The organism is Lentzea miocenica (assembly GCF_033949945.1).
In the GTDB taxonomy this organism is placed as follows: domain Bacteria; phylum Actinomycetota; class Actinomycetes; order Mycobacteriales; family Pseudonocardiaceae; genus Lentzea; species Lentzea miocenica.
In genome coordinates, this window is record NZ_JAXAVW010000051.1 from 1 (window position 1) to 16788 (window position 16788).

General features: G+C 67.8%; 17 protein-coding genes. 4 read left to right on the top strand and 13 right to left on the bottom strand.

The features are described 5' to 3' along the window. The first annotated feature begins 894 nt into the window (after positions 1-894). Positions 895-1266 (top strand): winged helix-turn-helix transcriptional regulator, encoded by a 372-nt coding sequence (locus tag SK803_RS42400; protein WP_319971885.1) that lies wholly within the window; start codon positions 895-897, stop codon positions 1264-1266. Between the two features lie 26 nt (positions 1267-1292). Here SK803_RS42400 and SK803_RS42405 read toward each other — a convergent pair whose 3' ends face one another. From SK803_RS42405 to SK803_RS42415, 3 genes are all read right to left on the bottom strand, one after another. Continuing rightward, positions 1293-4133, bottom strand: a complete 2841-nt coding sequence (locus SK803_RS42405; RefSeq protein ID WP_319971886.1) for a BTAD domain-containing putative transcriptional regulator — start codon at positions 4131-4133, stop codon at positions 1293-1295. A 253-nt stretch (positions 4134-4386) separates the two neighbouring features. After that, entirely contained in the window at positions 4387-4824 is a 438-nt protein-coding gene (locus SK803_RS42410; RefSeq protein ID WP_319971887.1) for an SPX domain-containing protein, read from the bottom strand. A gap of 54 nt (positions 4825-4878) precedes the next feature. Next, positions 4879-5331, bottom strand: a complete 453-nt coding sequence (locus SK803_RS42415; RefSeq protein WP_319971888.1) for a pilus assembly protein TadG-related protein — start codon at positions 5329-5331, stop codon at positions 4879-4881. A gap of 284 nt (positions 5332-5615) precedes the next feature. Here SK803_RS42415 and SK803_RS42420 point away from each other — a divergent pair, with 284 nt between their 5' ends. From SK803_RS42420 to SK803_RS42430, 3 genes are all read left to right on the top strand, one after another. Continuing rightward, positions 5616-6656 (top strand): tyrosine-type recombinase/integrase, encoded by a 1041-nt coding sequence (locus tag SK803_RS42420; protein ID WP_319971935.1) that lies wholly within the window; start codon positions 5616-5618, stop codon positions 6654-6656. Continuing rightward, positions 6625-6942 (top strand): helix-turn-helix domain-containing protein, encoded by a 318-nt coding sequence (locus SK803_RS42425; protein WP_319971889.1) that lies wholly within the window; start codon positions 6625-6627, stop codon positions 6940-6942. Before SK803_RS42420 ends, SK803_RS42425 begins: the two co-directional genes overlap by 32 nt. A gap of 365 nt (positions 6943-7307) precedes the next feature. Next, positions 7308-8654: a hypothetical protein gene (locus tag SK803_RS42430; RefSeq protein WP_319971890.1), complete on the top strand. Its 1347-nt coding sequence runs from the start codon at positions 7308-7310 to the stop codon at positions 8652-8654. Positions 8655-8712: 58 nt separating this feature from the next. On the opposite strand, the gene SK803_RS42435 is transcribed toward SK803_RS42430, so the two are convergent. From SK803_RS42435 to SK803_RS42480, 10 genes are all read right to left on the bottom strand, one after another. Next, the gene (locus SK803_RS42435; protein ID WP_319971891.1) at positions 8713-9222 is read right to left on the bottom strand and encodes a TadE/TadG family type IV pilus assembly protein; all 510 of its coding nucleotides are present in this window, start codon (positions 9220-9222) and stop codon (positions 8713-8715) included. Continuing rightward, complete coding sequence (locus SK803_RS42440) at positions 9219-9644, bottom strand: TadE/TadG family type IV pilus assembly protein (protein ID WP_319971892.1); 426 nt, start codon at positions 9642-9644, stop codon at positions 9219-9221. Before SK803_RS42440 ends, SK803_RS42435 begins: the two co-directional genes overlap by 4 nt. A gap of 70 nt (positions 9645-9714) precedes the next feature. Then, positions 9715-9900 carry a hypothetical protein gene (locus SK803_RS42445; RefSeq protein WP_319971893.1) on the bottom strand — a complete coding sequence of 62 codons (186 nt, stop codon included), beginning with the start codon at positions 9898-9900 and terminating at the stop codon, positions 9715-9717. Positions 9901-9950: 50 nt separating this feature from the next. Further along, a complete protein-coding gene (locus SK803_RS42450) occupies positions 9951-10844 on the bottom strand; it encodes a type II secretion system F family protein (protein WP_319971894.1) in 894 nt (297 codons plus the stop codon). After that, positions 10841-11764: a type II secretion system F family protein gene (locus SK803_RS42455; protein ID WP_319971895.1), complete on the bottom strand. Its 924-nt coding sequence runs from the start codon at positions 11762-11764 to the stop codon at positions 10841-10843. Before SK803_RS42455 ends, SK803_RS42450 begins: the two co-directional genes overlap by 4 nt. Beyond that, positions 11761-13209 (bottom strand): CpaF family protein, encoded by a 1449-nt coding sequence (locus SK803_RS42460; protein WP_319971896.1) that lies wholly within the window; start codon positions 13207-13209, stop codon positions 11761-11763. Before SK803_RS42460 ends, SK803_RS42455 begins: the two co-directional genes overlap by 4 nt. Further along, positions 13206-14006 carry a chromosome partitioning protein gene (locus SK803_RS42465; RefSeq protein ID WP_319971898.1) on the bottom strand — a complete coding sequence of 267 codons (801 nt, stop codon included), beginning with the start codon at positions 14004-14006 and terminating at the stop codon, positions 13206-13208. The genes SK803_RS42460 and SK803_RS42465 overlap by 4 nt, the downstream gene beginning before the upstream one ends. Before the next feature lie 14 nt (positions 14007-14020). Continuing rightward, positions 14021-14758 carry an SAF domain-containing protein gene (locus SK803_RS42470; RefSeq protein WP_319971899.1) on the bottom strand — a complete coding sequence of 246 codons (738 nt, stop codon included), beginning with the start codon at positions 14756-14758 and terminating at the stop codon, positions 14021-14023. 119 nt (positions 14759-14877) lie between these two features. Further along, positions 14878-15918 carry a hypothetical protein gene (locus SK803_RS42475; protein WP_319971900.1) on the bottom strand — a complete coding sequence of 347 codons (1041 nt, stop codon included), beginning with the start codon at positions 15916-15918 and terminating at the stop codon, positions 14878-14880. Continuing rightward, positions 15912-16268 carry a hypothetical protein gene (locus SK803_RS42480; protein ID WP_319971901.1) on the bottom strand — a complete coding sequence of 119 codons (357 nt, stop codon included), beginning with the start codon at positions 16266-16268 and terminating at the stop codon, positions 15912-15914. Before SK803_RS42480 ends, SK803_RS42475 begins: the two co-directional genes overlap by 7 nt. Positions 16269-16788 lie beyond the last annotated feature (520 nt).

The following is a 16788-nucleotide window of genomic DNA, read 5'->3' on the forward strand; positions in this document are numbered from 1 at the left end:
CAGCGACCGGCACGACGGAGCCCAGCGGACGCGACCAGCGGCACCCGGACAGCTCGTTACTGCAAACAGTTCGGATTCAGGCGGCAGAATTGCCGAGATCGGGAATTGCACTGTCCAGCAGTCGAACCCCACCAAAATGCAATTCGTCCGAGAGAAATTCTCAATAACCGAGAACCAGTTGACAAATGATGGGCATAGCGCTTGTCAAGGTGGGATTGCTTTGAATCCAGATTGACGCGGTGCCAAAATTGATGGAAGTCGATCAGCGCGAAGCAAGCATGCAGAGCGGGAGGCGCGGGCAAGGGGCAACGGAAGACAGATAGAGCTGGCCCGGTGGAGAGTGGGGCACGAGGAGATGGCGACCATCGCAGTCAAGACGACCACCGGGTCAAGAGATGCGACAGGTGACCACCCACCCAAAACGACTGTTCATATGCCTGTCGGCCGACGAGTCGGGCGCAGCATCGGTAGCCCCCACGACAGGAGTGAACAGGCACTTCGTCGCACTGGAGGGCTACCGCTCTAACAGGTAGCTGGATCGGACCGTCGTCGGGTAGTTGGCCAGGACGCTACAAAGCGATTCACCGATCGTACTGTTGATCTACTAGTCGGTCACTCGATGTAGTGACACCGGTCCGCCCTAAGTAGAAACACGCTGCACGGGGAACCCCGTTTGACGTAGCGTTGACAACCTTGACACTGATCATCAGGCCCGCTGATATCGGGCAAAACTATACCCGCACAACCGGAAAGGCGCGATTCTAATCTCTGAATCTCAGGGCTCGCCTGTACTGCGGGGACGAGGTGCGGACGGGCTGTCGCGAACGATCATTGGGGGTGTACATGGGAATGGGGGATGATAGGCACCTAGCGCGGTCGCGAGATCTCCGTCATATGTTGAACGGGGAATGGCTAACGCACATCTTGGTGGCGTTGAGCGCTGGGCCCCTGCATTACAACGAGCTTCATGCCGCCATCCAGGACATGACTACGTTCGACCCGTGGACCGGGACGGTCCGCAAGATTCAGAGTCGGGCGTTGGGCCGCACCCTGCGCCGGATGGAGACCGCAGGCCTGGTGGACCGGGTCGAGGAGCGGACCTTCCCGCGGTCGGTGGTGTACTCGCTAACGCCGGCTGCCGCGGACTTGCTGGTCCGGGCGCGGCCACTGATCGACTGGGCGGAAGAGAACCTCGATCTGATCGAGCGCCTGCAGAAGACGCTGGAGGACGGCGATCCGCCGCAAGGCGATGATCGGTCTGACTGAGGTATCGCTGCGATGGTGGACGCGGTTCAGCTGACTGCGGCGTTGTTGGTGGAGACCGGCCGCCGGGTGCTGCCGCGGCGCTGGAGGAAGTCGGCGAGGTTGAACGTGTCGGCACTGGGGCGCTGGCCGATTTCGTCCAGTGTGGTGGTCAGCAGGGCGAGGGTGCGCGGGATGGCAGCGTACTGATCGAGGCGGGCTTGGGTGCGGATGATGTCGCGGTAGACGCCCTCGTTGTAGCGGTCGAGCTTCCGGGTGCGTTCCAGCAGCGTGAGCATGGTTTCTGGCTCACTGTCGCCGTGCGCGCGGATCAGTGCGCCAAGCGCGTCCAGGACGTCGCGTCGGGTGGCCTCTCGGAACGATTCGATCCAGGGCACGAGCAGGTCCTCGGCGAGGTCGCCCTGATAGAGCTCGACGGCATCGTGCAGCTGGGCCTCGACATCGGGTGAGCTGGACGCCTGCAGGGCGTGCTGAAGTTGCCAGTAGTCGACGACGACAAGTTCGTCGTCGAGTTGATAGCGGCCGTCATCGTTGAGAACGAGGTTGTCGAGCCGGCCGTCAGTGGCGTCAGTGAGGGCACGGCGCAACATGGACAGGGTGTTGTGGAACGAGTTGTACGGCCGCGGCGGCCGGCTGTCGGGCCAGAGGGCCTCGTTGAGGACTTCGCGGCGGACACCGTGGGGGTGCAGCGCGAGGTAGACGAGCAGTTCCCGTTGCTTCGGGGTCAGCGCGCCGCTGAGCTCGCGGTCGCCCTCGTCGCCGCGCAGTGCCAGGTGCAGGCGTCCCAGCACATGCACAACCAGCGGGGGTTGCGGTGCTGCCACGTCACCGTTGTCCCGTTTCCGGGGTTCATCAGCGGCCGATTCCTGGCCTGCGGCTGGCTTGACGTCCTCGGCAGTCGTGCGGCGCTCGTCGGTGTCGTCCGGAATGGCTGAGGCCGGGCCGTTCGGCTGGACGTCCACGGGGATGGGGTGAACGTCCAGCAACTGCAGGCTCGGGGCCGGTCGGGTCTGCTGGTTGTCTTCCTGTTCCAGTGGGCGGGTGGACTCAAGCTGAGTCATCTCGTCAACCGAGCGCTGCTCGGGGACGGGCGGCGTCGGTACAACGTCGTGATCGTCCGCAGACAGTGCGAGCTCGTCGCCGGTTGCGCGCCTCGGCGTAGCCAGGTCGGAGGGGCCTTCGGCATCGCGGAGCACGGCAAGCAACTCCGTGGCATCGGTGGCAGGCAGCCTAAACATGTGCGTGTCGGCGAGGGCATCGCCGAGACCGGGGCTGGTCGCGCAAACGGTGCCGTCGTGGCGGACGCGCACGGTCGCGCCGGGGCGCCACTGGCCGAGAAACACGCCGGCCAGGCCGAGGGTCGAGCCGTTGTCGAGCACGGCTTGCAGGCGGCGTTCCGCGTGGGGCGCGGGGCTGGCCAGCAGCACGAGCGAAGCCGGGGTGAACTGGGCTTCGGTCTCCTCGATGGCGTGGCGAGTCCGGGTGAGCAGGGCCGCTTCCATCTCATCGAGGGCAGCGTCGAGCGTGGCGACGACGTGAACGGTGGATGGCAGGTTCTCGACGCCGGCGCCATCGAAGACGAGGTGCAGATCGTCGGCGGGTACGAGCACGCGGATGCCGTCGCCGGGCTGCTGTTCGGTGAGCAGGTGCAGCAAGAGCGCGCGGGCAGCGGCGGTGGCGCCGGGTCCGGCGAGGCCGAGGCCGCGGGTACTGGCGAGGTTCAGGGCGAGTTCGCGATCGCCCCGCACGCCAACCCTCGCCGGTACGGAGACTGGTTCGTCGTCGGGTTCCAGATCTCCGGCGGCGGTGATGTGGACCCGCGGTGGAGCCGACGCGAGGTCGACGAACTCCACGTCGTCCAGGGGCCTGCGTTCACTGTCGTCCTGGTCATGCGCGGCCCTCAGGGCGCGGACTACGGGCGCGATCGGTCGCTGCAGGTCGATGCGGTCGCCGCTGCCGACGCGGTAGCAGCGTCGGCGCCACATCCGGGCCGACACCATGGCCGTCGTGATCGCTCCGGCCAGGCCGAGGCTGACGAACACACCCGTCAGCAGATCCAGTCCCGGTTCGGCCTGGTCGTCGCTGTGCTCGCCAGCCTGGTCCGTGGCCGGCGCTGGGGTCGTGTTCGGCGCGGGCTGTGTAGACGGTGGCGTGGTCGGCGCTGTGCTCGTCGGAGGAGGCAGTGGTTGCGGGGGCGGTACCTGCGGCTGCTGCTCGCCGGGATGCTGTTCGGGCGGGACCGCGATGTAGGCGGTGATCTTCCAGCCAGGGCGAACGAGGTTGGGTTGGGTCAGCGCGCGACCGTCGGGCTGCTCCACGCCGCGGTTGAGCTGGAACAGCTCCGGCCAACGGCTTCCGCCGCCGGGACCGTAGATCCGTTCGGCGACCCGCCACAGGCTGTCGTAGATCCCGTCCCGGGGAAGTCGGACTTCCTCGGTGACCTGGACCATGCCCGGCGGGGCAGGTGCTGCACGATCGATCACCAAGGTGGTCGCCGGGGCCGCGGCCGCGGCCGTCTGCGGGCCTGCTGCCTGGGTGGCCAGGCCGGGCGTCAAGGGCGCGACGACCGCGGCTGGCACGAGATCGCCGGTAACGGCTGCGGCGGTCGGGGTCGGGACCGTGTACGGGGTCCGGTTGCCGAGCAGGGTCAGCACGATGCTGCCGATCAGGGCTGCGGCGAGCCCGTGCAGTGGGCCAGGTGGGCGGACCTGCGGCCAGGTGATCCCGCGCGCCGCATCGACGGTGCAGCGCAGGACGTCGAGCGCGAAGAAGAACCAGACGATCCAGCACAGCACCGCCAGGGTGTTGAGCAGGAACTGCGCGCTCATCGGGTTGAGCAACGTCGCCTGGATCTCGTCCCACGTCGGCACGTGGTTAGGCAGGGGCCAACCCACGAAGTGCACGAGGGCCCAGGGCAAGCCCGCCACGAGCGCGAGCAGGACGACGAGCGCGAGCAGACTTCGCGCGAACCGGAGTGTGATGGCGAGCGCCCACCAGCCTGGCCGGCTTGTCCTCGGCCGTATCGGCTTCCGATGAGAGGAGTGCGAGTGTGCGGTCACGGCGTGCTCGATTCCTTGGACGTACAGGTTTACGGCTCCGCGGTTGCCACCGGAGACAGCGGCGTCATGTCACCGGCGTGGGAATCCGGGTGGAGGTGTCCGCCGCGCCGTTGCGAGGCCCGGCGAGCTCGGGTGACGCGGACTGCTGGGTGTCCAGCGCCGTGTTCGATGTGGACGATGCTTGGCTCGCGTCCCGTTTCGCGGTAGCGGTGCTGGCGGTGGACCGCTTGCGGCTGGAGCGAGTCGTCTTGCGGCCGTTGAGCCACTGGGTGAGGTCGGTGGCCGGTACGTCGGTGAACTTGGCCAGCTCGTCAACGCTGATGACGTCGCTGGACTCAGCAAGAACATCACCGAGTTCTCGCTCGATGTCGCCGAGTTTTTCGGCCACCTCTGCCCGCAGCAGTGCGAGTTCACCGACGCGCTTGGCCGCAACGGCCCTCTTCGCGCTACGGGCCGCGTCGGCTTGCTCGACACGGCGTTCGATCTCTTCAGTCGTCGCCATCCTGGTCTCCTTCCCCTGTATGGCACTGAACTGGGTACGAGCATGTGAAGGTCGTCATGGGAGGACTCCAGAGATCCCGCGTTGCGGTTGGGCCTGCCCGGTTCCCGTGACCGTGATTGAGCCGATGCTGACCAGCCCGAGCAGTTGAGTCGGATGGTCGATGCTGACGGTCACGTTCACCGTGTTGCCGGCGACCGACACGGTGCCGGTGTGGCCTGCGGCGGCGAGATAGCTGTGGGCCGCGGCGCTGGCCTGGTGCGGGACCAGGCGGAGGGTGCCGTCGGCGCGGTAGGCGGTCAGGTCGATCTCCTGGGCGCCGGCCCGCGCGGCTTCCTGCGCCTCACCCATCGCGCCGACCTTGGCGGCCAGAGCGAGCCCGCCGTCGAGCACGAGCCCGGCGAACAGCAGCGCGGCGAGGGCGATGATGACGACGAAGGCGGTCACCCGGCCGTCCTGGTCTTCGCGCAGGCAGCCGACTTGGCGGCGCAGCGATGCGGCCACCCTCATGGCGCACCTCCCGCTTGGGCGTTCGGGGCGGTTGTGGGAAGTCCCGCCGGTTGTTGATCGGTGCGAGTTGGCTGGTGATGGCCACGTGCAGGCCAGGATGGGTGCGCTCGTTCGCATAACGATTCTGACCATTCGTCGGGATTCCTGACAGACTGTCGACCTTCGCGACTCCTAGTCGCTCTGGTTGAACCGAGGTACGCGTGGTGCTTGCTGAGGTTCGGTCGTTGAGGTCGCCTCGGCATTTGCGGACGCCTCAGGAGCAAGAGGACTACGAACAAGAGTTGGTGGATCAATACGCGCTGGCGATGGCCGGTGCAGGGATCACCGACAAGCACGTCAGCAACCACCGCGCCGCGGTGTTCGAGTTCGCCCGCTTCGTCGGACGACCGGTGTGGACCATCACCGCGGAAGACGCCGACCGGTTCCTGCTGTACTTGCGCAAGGACAGGGCGCAGGCCAAGTCCACCGTGCAGCAGAAGGCATGGAAGCTGGCGCAGTTCTTCGACTTCCTTGTTTTCAGGTATCAAGGCGATCTGCACGCGTTGACCGGGTTCGTTGTGGCACAGCCGATTGACGAGTACAACCGGCCTGCCAAAGCCGACTACGGCGTGTCCAGAATCCCGCCCGCCCAGGACGAGGTCGACACCTTGTTCTCCGCGTGGCGTACGGCGCTGCCCGAGGCACGGAAGTACTTGCCCGCAGCGAGGGACTACCTGGCCGCGTCGTTGTGGCGTCGGGCTGGTCTGCGGATCACCGAGACGGTCATGCTCGACATTCGCGACTGGCGGCCGGACCTCGGTGAGCTGGGCAAGCTCCACGTGCGCTTCGGGAAAGGGAGCCAAGGCAGAGGGCCAAAAGCCCGCCTGGTTCCGGCGATTGACTCGGTGAACGCACTGATCACGTGGTGGCTCACCGACGTGCGTCACCAGTTCGGCGACGACTACGACGACCCCGACGCACCACTGCTGCCCAGCGAACGCCGCGACACCTACACCGGCGCGTGTCTGCGCGCGGGTGACGACGCGCTGCGGTCCGGGCTTGCAGGGGCGGTCGGCCGGTGGCTGCCAGCGTGGAGCGGCAGGCTCACCCCGCACGGTCTGCGGCACTTCTGTGCCTCGTCGTTGTATGCCAGAGGCGTTGGCCTCAAAGCAATTCAGGACCTTCTTGGTCATTCGTGGCTCTCGACCACGACCGGCTACATCCACGTCCACGACGACCACATCGAGCATGCTTGGGCCACTGCCAACGACCGAGTAGCGGCCCGGCTCACGGGAAACGGAAAGGAGATCGCTGATGCGCTGGAACCTACGGATGAAGGCCGCTGAACGCGGAATCTGGAAGTCGACCGAGATGCGCCGACAGCTGGCTGCGGCCGGGCTCGAGATCAGCGCGGGCAAGATGTCCGCGCTCTGGACCGGAACCCCGACCTCGATCCGGCTCGACGACCTGGACGTCATCTGCACCGTGCTGGACTGCGACTCGGCGGAGTTGCTGATCTGTGAACCAGACAAGGTCGCCGCCCGGCGCCCGGCACAAGCAGCTGAGGCCGGCACAACAGGACCGGCGGTCGCGCCACGCCTGGGCCGCAACCGAACAGTTCCTCCGGCGTGAGCAACGGACGTAAGAACCTGTGCGTCGTTTGCCAGACAACTCCGATCGCGATGGCGCGGGTGGACTACTGCTTTGCCTGCTGGCCTGGCGGACCAGTCGTCACACCGCCCTGCCTGCGCTGCGCGTCCCGCATCGACTACTACGCCTCCGGGCTCTGTCGTCGCTGCCACCCGTCGGCGATCGCCAGAGTCGAGTCCTGCATGGACTGTCACGCTTGGGGTGCGACCCGCACCCTGTCGTGGTTGTGTCGTGGCTGCGACGGATGGCGACGGCAGTACAACACCGTCGCCAAGTGCTGCATCTGCAACGCCACAAGGCATATCAGCGATCGAGGATGCTGCCGGTTGTGCCACAAACAGGCCAGCATGATGCGCGAATTCGGCAAGCCACTCGACCTGGCGGGCGCCAACCGCGACGGCCAGCAACTGTTCTTCGCCGGAATGTCCTTCCGACGCGACACTCCACGCCCGCCGCGGACCAACCCAGTGCCGCAGCCATCGTCGATTCAGATGACCGCGGGCGACCAGCATGTGCTGTTCGGTGTTCGACGTGACCTCGCTGCGCATGGACGGGCCGGCCTGCCGCAACCACCGGACCCGATCCGTGCCGCCGAGCTCGACCGCTATGCCCGCGACCACGCCGCTCTGCACGGCTGGACACCACGCACCACCGATGACACCTGCCACGGCCTGCGCATCCTGCTGGGCTTGCAAGACGACTCGAACGCACCGATCCAAGCCAGCGATGTCATCACCCTGCAGGGTATCGAGCTGCCAGTCTGGGCAGTTCTGGAGATCCTCACCGCCGCGGGCGCCCTTGAGGAGGACCGCACACCGACCTTCGACGTGTGGTTCGAACGCAACATCGCCGGGCTGCCCGACACGATGCTGGGCGAGCTGTGCACCTGGTTCGACATCATGAAGAACGGGTGCCCGATCCCGCCACGCCGACGGCCCCGCACCCAAGGCACCATCCGCCTGCTCCTGCAATGGGCGCTGCCGGCACTGCGTACCTGGGCCGCCGCTGGACACGACTCGCTGCGCGAGATCTCCCGCACCACCATCCTCGACACCCTGCCGCCGAGCGGGAATCCCCGCGCAGAAGCCGGACAAGGGCTCAAATCGATCTTCATCGTCCTTAAGGGACAGAAAGTCTTGTTCACCAACCCCATGGCCCGACTCAAAACGGGCTTCACCGAAGCCCGCCAACCGCTGCCAGCCGACGTCGCAGCGCTGCGCGAAGCGATCAACTCCCCAGCCCCAGCGCAAGCGCTGGTCGTCGCTCTGATCGCCTTCCACGCACTGAGTCCCAGGCAACTCCGAGTACTGCAACTCACCGACATCCGCGACGGCAGATTGCACTATGCAGGCCGCGTCATCGTGCTCGCCGAACCCGTCCAGAACCGGCTGCGCGCCTACCTCGACTACCGCAACACACGATGGCCCAACAGTCTCAACACCTACCTCTTCCTGCACTATCGGACAGCGGCACGCACCATCCCCGTCGGCCAACGCTGGATCAAACTGACCATCGGGCCTGGCCTGACGGCCACATCCATCCGCGAAGACCGGATCCTCGACGAAGCCCGCGCAACCGACGGCGATGCCCGCCGCATCGTCGATCTGTTCGGTCTCAGCATTCAAGCCGCCACCCGCTACACCTCCACGGTCGACGACCCCCAACTGGTCAACTTGGCCACAGCTGACTCGTGATCCACCGTCGGTTCCACAACCGACGCATCCAACTACGCTCATTCGCGCCGTGTGCACGTCAGTTCCTCCCTGACGGAGCTTCAGAATTCGTGAACTCACGGGCATCGCCGCGCCAGACATCGACCGGGGAGGAGAAGCTGGATTGGAACGTCCGGCTGCCGGGCACGCCGAGCGAGGTCAGGTCCCCGAGGCCGACGCTGCAGGACACGGTGACGGTCACCGTGGAGCCCGGCTTGAGTCCCTGGGTGTCGGTGGACACCGACAACGACTGGCAGGTGATCCCCGCGGACACCAAGGCTGCGTTGGCGGTGGCTTGGGCGTTGGCGGTGGCCTGCGATGGGGTGCGGGCCAGGGTGGCGGCGCGGGCCGCTTGGTGCGCGACGTCGTTGATCCGCAGCCTGGTGTCGGCCAGCCGACCGCAGAACACCACGAACAACAGCAGCAGGATCAGCAGCGGGGTCAGTAGAGTGAGCTCGGCCGCAGCGGAGCCTCGTTCGTCCCAGCGCAGCGCGCGAATACTCGCGCGCATCGAGCGCGCGAACGCGGGAAGACGGCGTGCCGCAGTCATGGTGCCACCGCCCCTGCTCCGGTCGGCGGGGTGAATTTCTCAACGGGCCCAACGGTTTCGGCGTGCACCGTGAAGGTCACGAACGGAATCACGTTGATCACGGTTCCGGTGACCGTCACGGATGCTTGGGTCGATCCTCGCTGAACGTTGACCGATGTTCCTTGCAGCGGGCCACTTCCGAGTTGGGTAAGGACTCGTTGTCCTTCGGCATTGCCCGCGGCCGTACTGCCGCCATACACCCGTGCCGCGGACAGGGCTTCGGAGGCAGCGGCTTGGGCGATGTGGGTGGCGTGCATGTAGAGCGCGAACTGCGCGATCAACAGGATCAGCAGCAACAGCAGAGGCGTGGCGACGACGAGTTCGACCGTGCCAGCACCACGCTGATCCGTCCGCAACCGGCGCAACGCCGCCCGCACACGCATCCGGTGTGGACGCTCGCGCGTGTTCGGCGTGCGGGGTCGGCCCAGGCGTCGAGACATCGCGGTCACCGGCCTAAAGGTTGATCCCGTTGGCTTTCTGGGTGACCTTGACGACGATGATCGCGATCACCCCGATGGCCAGCGCCGCCAGCAACGCGGTCACCACGACCGCCTCGGTCGAGTAACCCGCCTCGTCGCGGCGCAGCCGCTCCAGCTCGGCCCGGATGCGGGCGATGAGGATCTGAACTTCGGTGAACATCAGCTTCTCCCCTGTTGTCCGGGGTCCGGTATGGACAGTTCTTGTGGAACTCAGAGACCTCCCAGCACGCTCGCGAGGGCAGGGAACCCGATAAAAATCAGGAACCCGCCGAACAGCATCACCACGGGAAGGCTCATCCGTTCGGTGGCGGCCTGCGCTTCGCCTTCAGCGTCGGTGAGTTCACGGGTGCGCAGCGCCGCGGCCTTGGCCGCGAGGCTCGCGCGCACGCGGGCGCCCTCGGTGCCGGCGAGGCTGACCGAGGCGGCCAGCTCGGACAGCTGATGCACATCGAGCTCGGTGCCGAGCTGACCGAGGGTCGACCACGGGGTGGTGCGGGTCAGCTTGGCGGTGACCAGCGCGCGGCGCAGCTGTTGGAAGGCCCAGCCCTTGCCGATGCCGACCGCGTCCGACAGCGCGCCGTCGACTCCGGCGCCGCCCGCCAGCAGGACCCGGATCAAGTTCAGGTAGGCCGACAGCGCGTGCCGGAAGGTCGAGCGCCGCCGCTCGGCTTCCTGCCGCACGCTGATATCCGGCAACAGGAACCCACCGAGCGCAAAGAGCAGGCTCGCGACCGCGGGGACTTCCCAGCCGAGACCAACATCGGCCACGACGAACAGCAGGTGCATCAGGATCGGCAGCAACAGCCCGGTCAGCGCCAGCGTGGCCTTCTCGGCCAGGTGGTGCTCGATGCTCTTGCCGGTGACCGCGAGATCGTTGCGCAGCTTGCGGTTGGGCAACCCGAGCGCGGCCAACGGCTTGATGAACGGACGGCCCACGCGCAACGCCCAGCCGTCGGAATCCGCCGTGAGGATCGGTGGCGGCGCGGGCGTCGCGTGCAACCGGTCGACCAGAGCGCGCAGCGGCGGCCTCGGCGGAAACACGTACACCACGAGCGCCCACAAGCCGACGCCGAGCCCGGCGCCCCACAACAACGCGCTGATCATGACGACGCCCCCTTCCCGGTGAGCAAGTCATCGACGTCCACGTCGGCGTCGTGGGGCCGGATCGTGGCCAGCTCCGTGAGGAAGCGCTCCGGCTCACGCATCCGCGCAATCCTTGCCAGCCAAGCAAAAGCTGCCGCGAACAGCGCGCCCACGAACAGCAACATGATTTGCCCGAACGCGGAGTCGTACGGGGCGACGTAGCCGCGATTGAGCAGCACCAGCCCGATCGCGAAGGACAGCGTGGTGATCACGATGACGCGCACGCTGGTCCGGGTACGGGCGCGGCCGGCCTCGACGCGCATCCGCATGGACGCCTGCTCGCGCGCCTCACTGGCCAGTTCGCCGAGCAGGTCGGCCAGCTGCCGGGCCTGGTGCTCCGCGGCCAGCACGAGCGCGGAGATCACCAGGTCCGCGGTCGGGTCGCGCAGCTGGTCGGCGAGGTGACGCAGCGACAGAGCGAGGCGTTCGCCGCGCTCCAACCGGACGGCCAGCTCGGTGATCTCCTCGCGGATCGCCTCGGGGCAGGCCGGGGCGGTGGCGAGGATGGCCTGTTCCAGGCCGGCCGCGGCGACCAGGGTGTCGCGCAGCATCTCTGTCCATCCGGCGATCGCCTCGATGCGTTCGAGGTGGCGCTTGTGGTCGACGTTCGAGCCGACGATCCGCGGCAGGCCGACGACCGCGAGCGCGGTCAGGATGGCGGCGACCACCCAGCCGGTGACCGCGCCGACGGCCAGGCCGGCGAGCAGGGCCACGACGAGCCAGCCGACCCGCTTGCGGTCATGCCGTGCGGCCAGCCAAGCGCTTAGCCGTGACGGCGTCGCCGGACGGGCGGGTCGGCCGCGCAGTCCGGCGGCGATGAACAGGACGCCGACGGCCACACCGGCACCGAGCAGGCCGAACAGGGCGGCGGTCGTGGTCATGGCGTCCACCACCCTTCGCGCCGCTCGAACAGGTCCGGGTCGTAGCCCGCCTCGACGAGCAGGTCGACGGTGTCGGTGCGCAGCGGCGCGCCCGGTACGGCGCGCAGGTCCGGGCCGGGGCGCCAGACCTCGTTGCTGATGATCTGGGCGCCGTCGGCGCCGACGACTTCCCGGATGGAGGACACCACGCGCTTGCTCGGGTCGTCGCGGGGCTTTTCCAGGTGCACCACGAAGTGCAGCGCCGCGGCGACGAGCAGGTTGGTCGCTTCCATCGGCAACCGCTCGGGGCCTTGCACGGCGTAGGCGGCCAGCTTGGTGAACGCGCCCTGGCTGCTGGAGGAGTGCAGGGTGCCCATGCTGCCGTCGTTGCCCATGGACATCGCGTTGGTCAGCGGGATGACCTCCGGGCCGCGGACCTCGCCGAGGATGACCCGGTCCGGCGACATGCGCAAGGACTGCCACACCAGGTCCGACAGCGAGATCTCGCCCTGGCCCTCGATGTTCGGTTCGCGGGCCTGCAGCGCCACCACATCCGGGTGTGCCTCAGCGTCCTCGCCGAGGCCGAGCTCGAAGACGTCCTCGATGGTGATCAGCCGCTCCCACGGCGGGATGGCCGAGGCCAGGCCGCGCAGCAGGGTGGTCTTGCCGATCGCCGTGCCGCCGGTGACCAGGACGTTGCGCTTGGCCCGCACCAGGGCCTTCAGGAAGCTCTCCAGCGCGAGGTCGATGGTGCCGTTCTCGCGCAGCTCGGCCAGCGTGACCGTGGTGAACCGGTGCCGGCGGATCGACACCGACGGCCGTGCGGTGACCGCCATGACCGCCGAGACACGCTCGCCACCGGGCAGCTGGAAGTTGACGATCGGGCTGCCGCGGTCGAAGCGGCGCTCCTCCACGCCAGAGCGGGCCGCCAGGTCGCGGATGAGCTCGATCAGCTCGGTGTCCGAGCCGACCACCGGGGGCAACCGCTTGCGTCGGCCGTCGGCGTACTTGACGAAGACACGGTCGCCGTTGATGTTGATGTTCTCGATGTCGGTGTCGGCCAGCAGCGGTTCCAGACCGGCCAGGCCGAAGACCTCGTCGAGGACCTGGCGGATCAGGCGCTGCTCGACCTCGGGCGCCACGAGCATCCCGCCGGTGGCGGAGTTGCGCAGCTCGGCTTGGGCGTGTGCCTCGGCCGCGTCGGTCAGGATCGCCTCGGCCAGCCGGCGGCGTGCTGGGGCGTCCATCGGCGGGCGGCCGGCGGTCTCGTCGGCCCGGATGCGTTGGCTGAGTTGGGTGGACAACTCCTCGCGCAGGTGCTGCCGCAGCCGTTCCACCGCGGCGGCTTCCCCGGCGGGCCGGTGTGGAAGATCCGCTGGTCCAGGCGTGTGCTGGGCCGCCGGGTTCGGGCCGGCGCCGTTGGTCGACGCCGCCAGGCGCGGATCACCGATGTCAGGCCGCGTCATGGCGTCGCCCCGTTACGGGTTTGCGGCCCGAGCGGTTGCAGCGCCGCACCCGAGACCGGCTCACCCGGAACGGCCAGCCGCAGGTGCGGGGCACGGGCGCCGTTGCCGGTCGGCTGGTGCCCGTGCGCATAAAGGTTGAGTGCGATCCTGGCGGCAGCCCGCCCCAGCGCGGACTTGTCGGGCCCACGTCGGCCGGTGCCCTGGCCACCCAGCACCGCGGCGCCCTTGTCGTCGCGCGGCACGCGACCCATCACCGGGATGCGCAGCGCCTGGGAGACCTCCGCGGTCGGGTAGCCGTCGCCGACCAGGACGAAGCACGGGCGTCGTGACCACTGCTGGGCGGCCTGCAGCTTGAGCGCGACGTGCGCGAGCTCGTCGTCATGTGGGCGGGCGACCAGCAGCATCGCGTCCGCGCTGCGGATGATCGGGAAGGCGGGTGAGTCCGGATCGACCCGGCCGCAGTCGGCGATGACCGTGGGCTCCGGCTGGTCTGTGGCCCGCCGCAGTGGCGAGGACGGGCCCGAGGCCAGCACCGTCAGGGCGGCGCGAGCTTGTTCGGCACCGACCGGGCCGAGCACCACCCGCAGGCCACCGGGGAGAAGCTGTGTGTGCTGGACGAGCAGATTCGGATCGGCACCGCTACGGCCTCGTGCCGCCGCGGCCAAGCTGACCAGGCCCGGTGTGTCGGGCAGCCGGAAGCGGGCCATCAGGTCACCGCCGGCAGGGTCGACCTCGACCACGATCGGGTTCTCGTGGCCCGGCCAACGGGCGCCGAGCGCGGTCGCCAGGGTGGTCACGCCTGGCGATCCTTTCAGCGAGCAGACGGCGATGAGCATCCGCGGCCTCCTCCCGCGATCGCGACCAGACTGAGTTGTCCCGCCGGGGCCGAGGCCAATGCGCGAGCATCCGATTCGGACAGTTGCAGCGACACCACCGTGGTCTGCTCGGTCTCGCGCGTGGCAATGCCTGTCACCACCGCGGTCCACGACGACGTCTGCCCGGAACCGGTCGACGTTCCGGTCGTCGTGCCCTGCCCCGGAGTCGTGAGGACCGCGACGGTGGTACCGGGCGACAGGTCGGGCGGGAACTGTCCCGGCTTCAGCCCCACGGCGGCGATTGCCTTGCCATGCGCCGGAATCTGCGGCGCGCCGAGCACCGAACGGGTCACCAGTGAGCCAGCGGGCAGGCTGAACGCAACCGGCTGACCCACCACTGTGGACGCAGCCGATGCGGGCATCACGTCCATGCCGGAGTCTGCGGCCATGCTGACCTGCTTGAGATCCTGCGCTGTCAGAACTTGGCCTACGGCAACAGGACGGGCCAGCGCGAGCACGCTTTCTCGGTCACCCAGCTGCATTCCGGCGAACACACCGCCGGCCGCGCACACCAGGACCAGCAGAACACCGAGCAACAGGTAGGGCACGCTTCGGCGCCGGCCGCTGCCGCTCAAACGCGAAGGAGTCTTGCCGTCACGGCCGGCCCACGCGTTCGGCGACGCTGGTTTCTGCGTCGTCGTGTCCGTACTGGTCGAACCTGCGGTAGTGGTCACCACCGACCTCCTTCAGGCATGACGCCATCGCGACGCGTCGACTCGGGTGTTCGACGTGCCTTGTTCGCAACAGGGTGTTTCGTTGTGCACGCCCGCCCTCGTGAGGCGGGAGGCTTCGCTCAGCCGGTCGCGATTCCCTGGCTCTCCGCCACGCGGAACGCCACCGAGGCCGAGGTCGTCATGTTCGGGAACGTGCCGCCCTGGCCCGCGCCCGACCACGTCACAGTCCAGTTCACCGTCGCGGTCACCGGGAACGCGTCGGCGCGCTGCCCGGCCGAAGACGTCTTGTACGTGTAGCCGCAGTCCGGCGAGGCGCTCTTCGGGTCACCACCGGCGGGGAACGGCGAGCCAGGGCCGGTACAGGTCACCGAGCCGCCATCACCCATCGACCACGTCACCGAGGTCGGCCTCGCGACCGCAGTCACCGACACGCCCGGCACCGACGCGGTGGCCGAGACGTCACCCCAGCTGCTGCGGTCCAGCCACAACCACGTCGGCAGGCTGACCAGCTGTTCGCCCGCCGGGTTCGCCTTGATCTTCGGAGCAGGAAGCCGTAACTGGTTCCGCGCCTGCGCCGCGAGCTCGGCCGGCGACGGCAACGGCACCGGACCCGGCTGGCCATCCGCGATCCACACCGGCGGCCGGTACAGCGCATCCGCGAAGCCGGGCCCGGTGCACTTGTAGACGTACCAAGCACCGGACGGCGGCTGAGCCTGCGCGAACCGCGGCTGCGCGACCGCGAACTGCACGGTGGCCGACTCGCGCTGCGGCCGATACACCGCAGGCACCGCCGTGACCGCACCGGTCTTCGGCGGAACATGGAAGGCCGCCGGCTGCACGCCTCCCGGTGGCGGGCCTTGGTAGTCACTGCGCACGTAGCCGCACTGGGCCAGATTGGTGATACCGCCGACGATCGTGTCGCCATTGGCATTGGACTGCCCCGTGCCAGGATTGCCGTTGCCAGGATTCGGCTTGCTGTTCCCGTTGCCCTGGTTACCGTTTCCGGGCCGAGGGTTCTTGCCTGCACCAAGTTCACAACCAGGGTTGGGGTACTGGGTGCAGTCGGTAAACCCGTACCCGTCGTCCGCGAACGCGGGCAACGCGCTTGCCAGCATCACGGTCGCAGACAGGCCGACCGCAACTCCCAAACGTTTCAACACGAACCCACCCCCTCCACGGCGAAGCGGGTGACCCTCCACGTGCCGTCCTGCTGCTTCTTGACTTCCGCGGTGATCGAGCGCCGTCCGCCCGGTGCGTCATTGAGCAACTGGCCGTCCTTGTACTTCAGCCAGTTCGAGCTGTCACTGCAGTCCGAGATCATGACCGTGGTCGGATTCGCAGCGGGTTCCGCGCTGGACACCTGGGGGTTGTTCGTCGGCGCGCCCTTGGACACCACACCGTTGAGGTGATCGGTGTACAGGCTGCGATTGATCACCCCGAGCGCGTCGCCAGTCGCGTACTTCGCAAGCTCAGGCGACTGCCAATCCGCGGTCTCGCCCACCTTGGCCATCTGCCGCCACATGCCCGTGTAGGCAGCCGTCGCCTGTTGACGCGCGGTGTCCGCAGGAGAAGCCGACGACGGCGGAACGCTGGTCGTCGGTGGCGGCGTTGCCGCCCCAGTCGTGTCCCCAGGCGTCGAAGACGAGTTCGAACTACAGGCCGCCAACGTCAGCACCGCGAGTCCAACAACCGCCAATCCCACCCTGCGCCAGCCGTTGCGGCCGTGTACGTTGCCCCCGACCACGTGCACCCCCTCCGATCTGCGAAAAGTCCTTTCGATCTAGTGTGGTACTCCCCACGTCTACCTGGCGCCCCCTAGGAGACCGCAATGTCCCTATGAAGGGACACAAGTGTCGGAACAGCCAAAACCAGGCAAACTTCGCCCAAATGGGTTAATGCCGCCGTGTCCAAATGGCACCCAGCAATAGGCTCGTTACACCGGAAGGCTGCAACAAGAGGGCCACAGGGGGTACAGCCTTGACGAGCTCTGCCACATCCGCGAGCACGCGAACGACGCGAGTACCACAGTG

What these genes read in the sequence shown, in the direction of transcription:
- SK803_RS42415 (WP_319971888.1), bottom strand. Translation starts at nt 5,331, where the DNA reads ATGAGGGTGGCCGCATCGCTGCGCCGCCAAGTCGGCTGCCTGCGCGAA.
- SK803_RS42425 (WP_319971889.1), top strand. Translation starts at nt 6,625, where the DNA reads ATGCGCTGGAACCTACGGATGAAGGCCGCTGAACGCGGAATCTGGAAG.
- SK803_RS42400 (WP_319971885.1), top strand. Translation starts at nt 895, where the DNA reads ATGTTGAACGGGGAATGGCTAACGCACATCTTGGTGGCGTTGAGCGCT.
- SK803_RS42460 (WP_319971896.1), bottom strand. Translation starts at nt 13,209, where the DNA reads ATGACGCGGCCTGACATCGGTGATCCGCGCCTGGCGGCGTCGACCAAC.
- SK803_RS42450 (WP_319971894.1), bottom strand. Translation starts at nt 10,844, where the DNA reads ATGATCAGCGCGTTGTTGTGGGGCGCCGGGCTCGGCGTCGGCTTGTGG.
- SK803_RS42455 (WP_319971895.1), bottom strand. Translation starts at nt 11,764, where the DNA reads ATGACCACGACCGCCGCCCTGTTCGGCCTGCTCGGTGCCGGTGTGGCC.
- SK803_RS42440 (WP_319971892.1), bottom strand. Translation starts at nt 9,644, where the DNA reads ATGCGTGTGCGGGCGGCGTTGCGCCGGTTGCGGACGGATCAGCGTGGT.
- SK803_RS42445 (WP_319971893.1), bottom strand. Translation starts at nt 9,900, where the DNA reads ATGTTCACCGAAGTTCAGATCCTCATCGCCCGCATCCGGGCCGAGCTG.
- SK803_RS42480 (WP_319971901.1), bottom strand. Translation starts at nt 16,268, where the DNA reads ATGGCCAAGGTGGGCGAGACCGCGGATTGGCAGTCGCCTGAGCTTGCG.
- SK803_RS42435 (WP_319971891.1), bottom strand. Translation starts at nt 9,222, where the DNA reads ATGACTGCGGCACGCCGTCTTCCCGCGTTCGCGCGCTCGATGCGCGCG.
- SK803_RS42410 (WP_319971887.1), bottom strand. Translation starts at nt 4,824, where the DNA reads ATGGCGACGACTGAAGAGATCGAACGCCGTGTCGAGCAAGCCGACGCG.
- SK803_RS42430 (WP_319971890.1), top strand. Translation starts at nt 7,308, where the DNA reads ATGATGCGCGAATTCGGCAAGCCACTCGACCTGGCGGGCGCCAACCGC.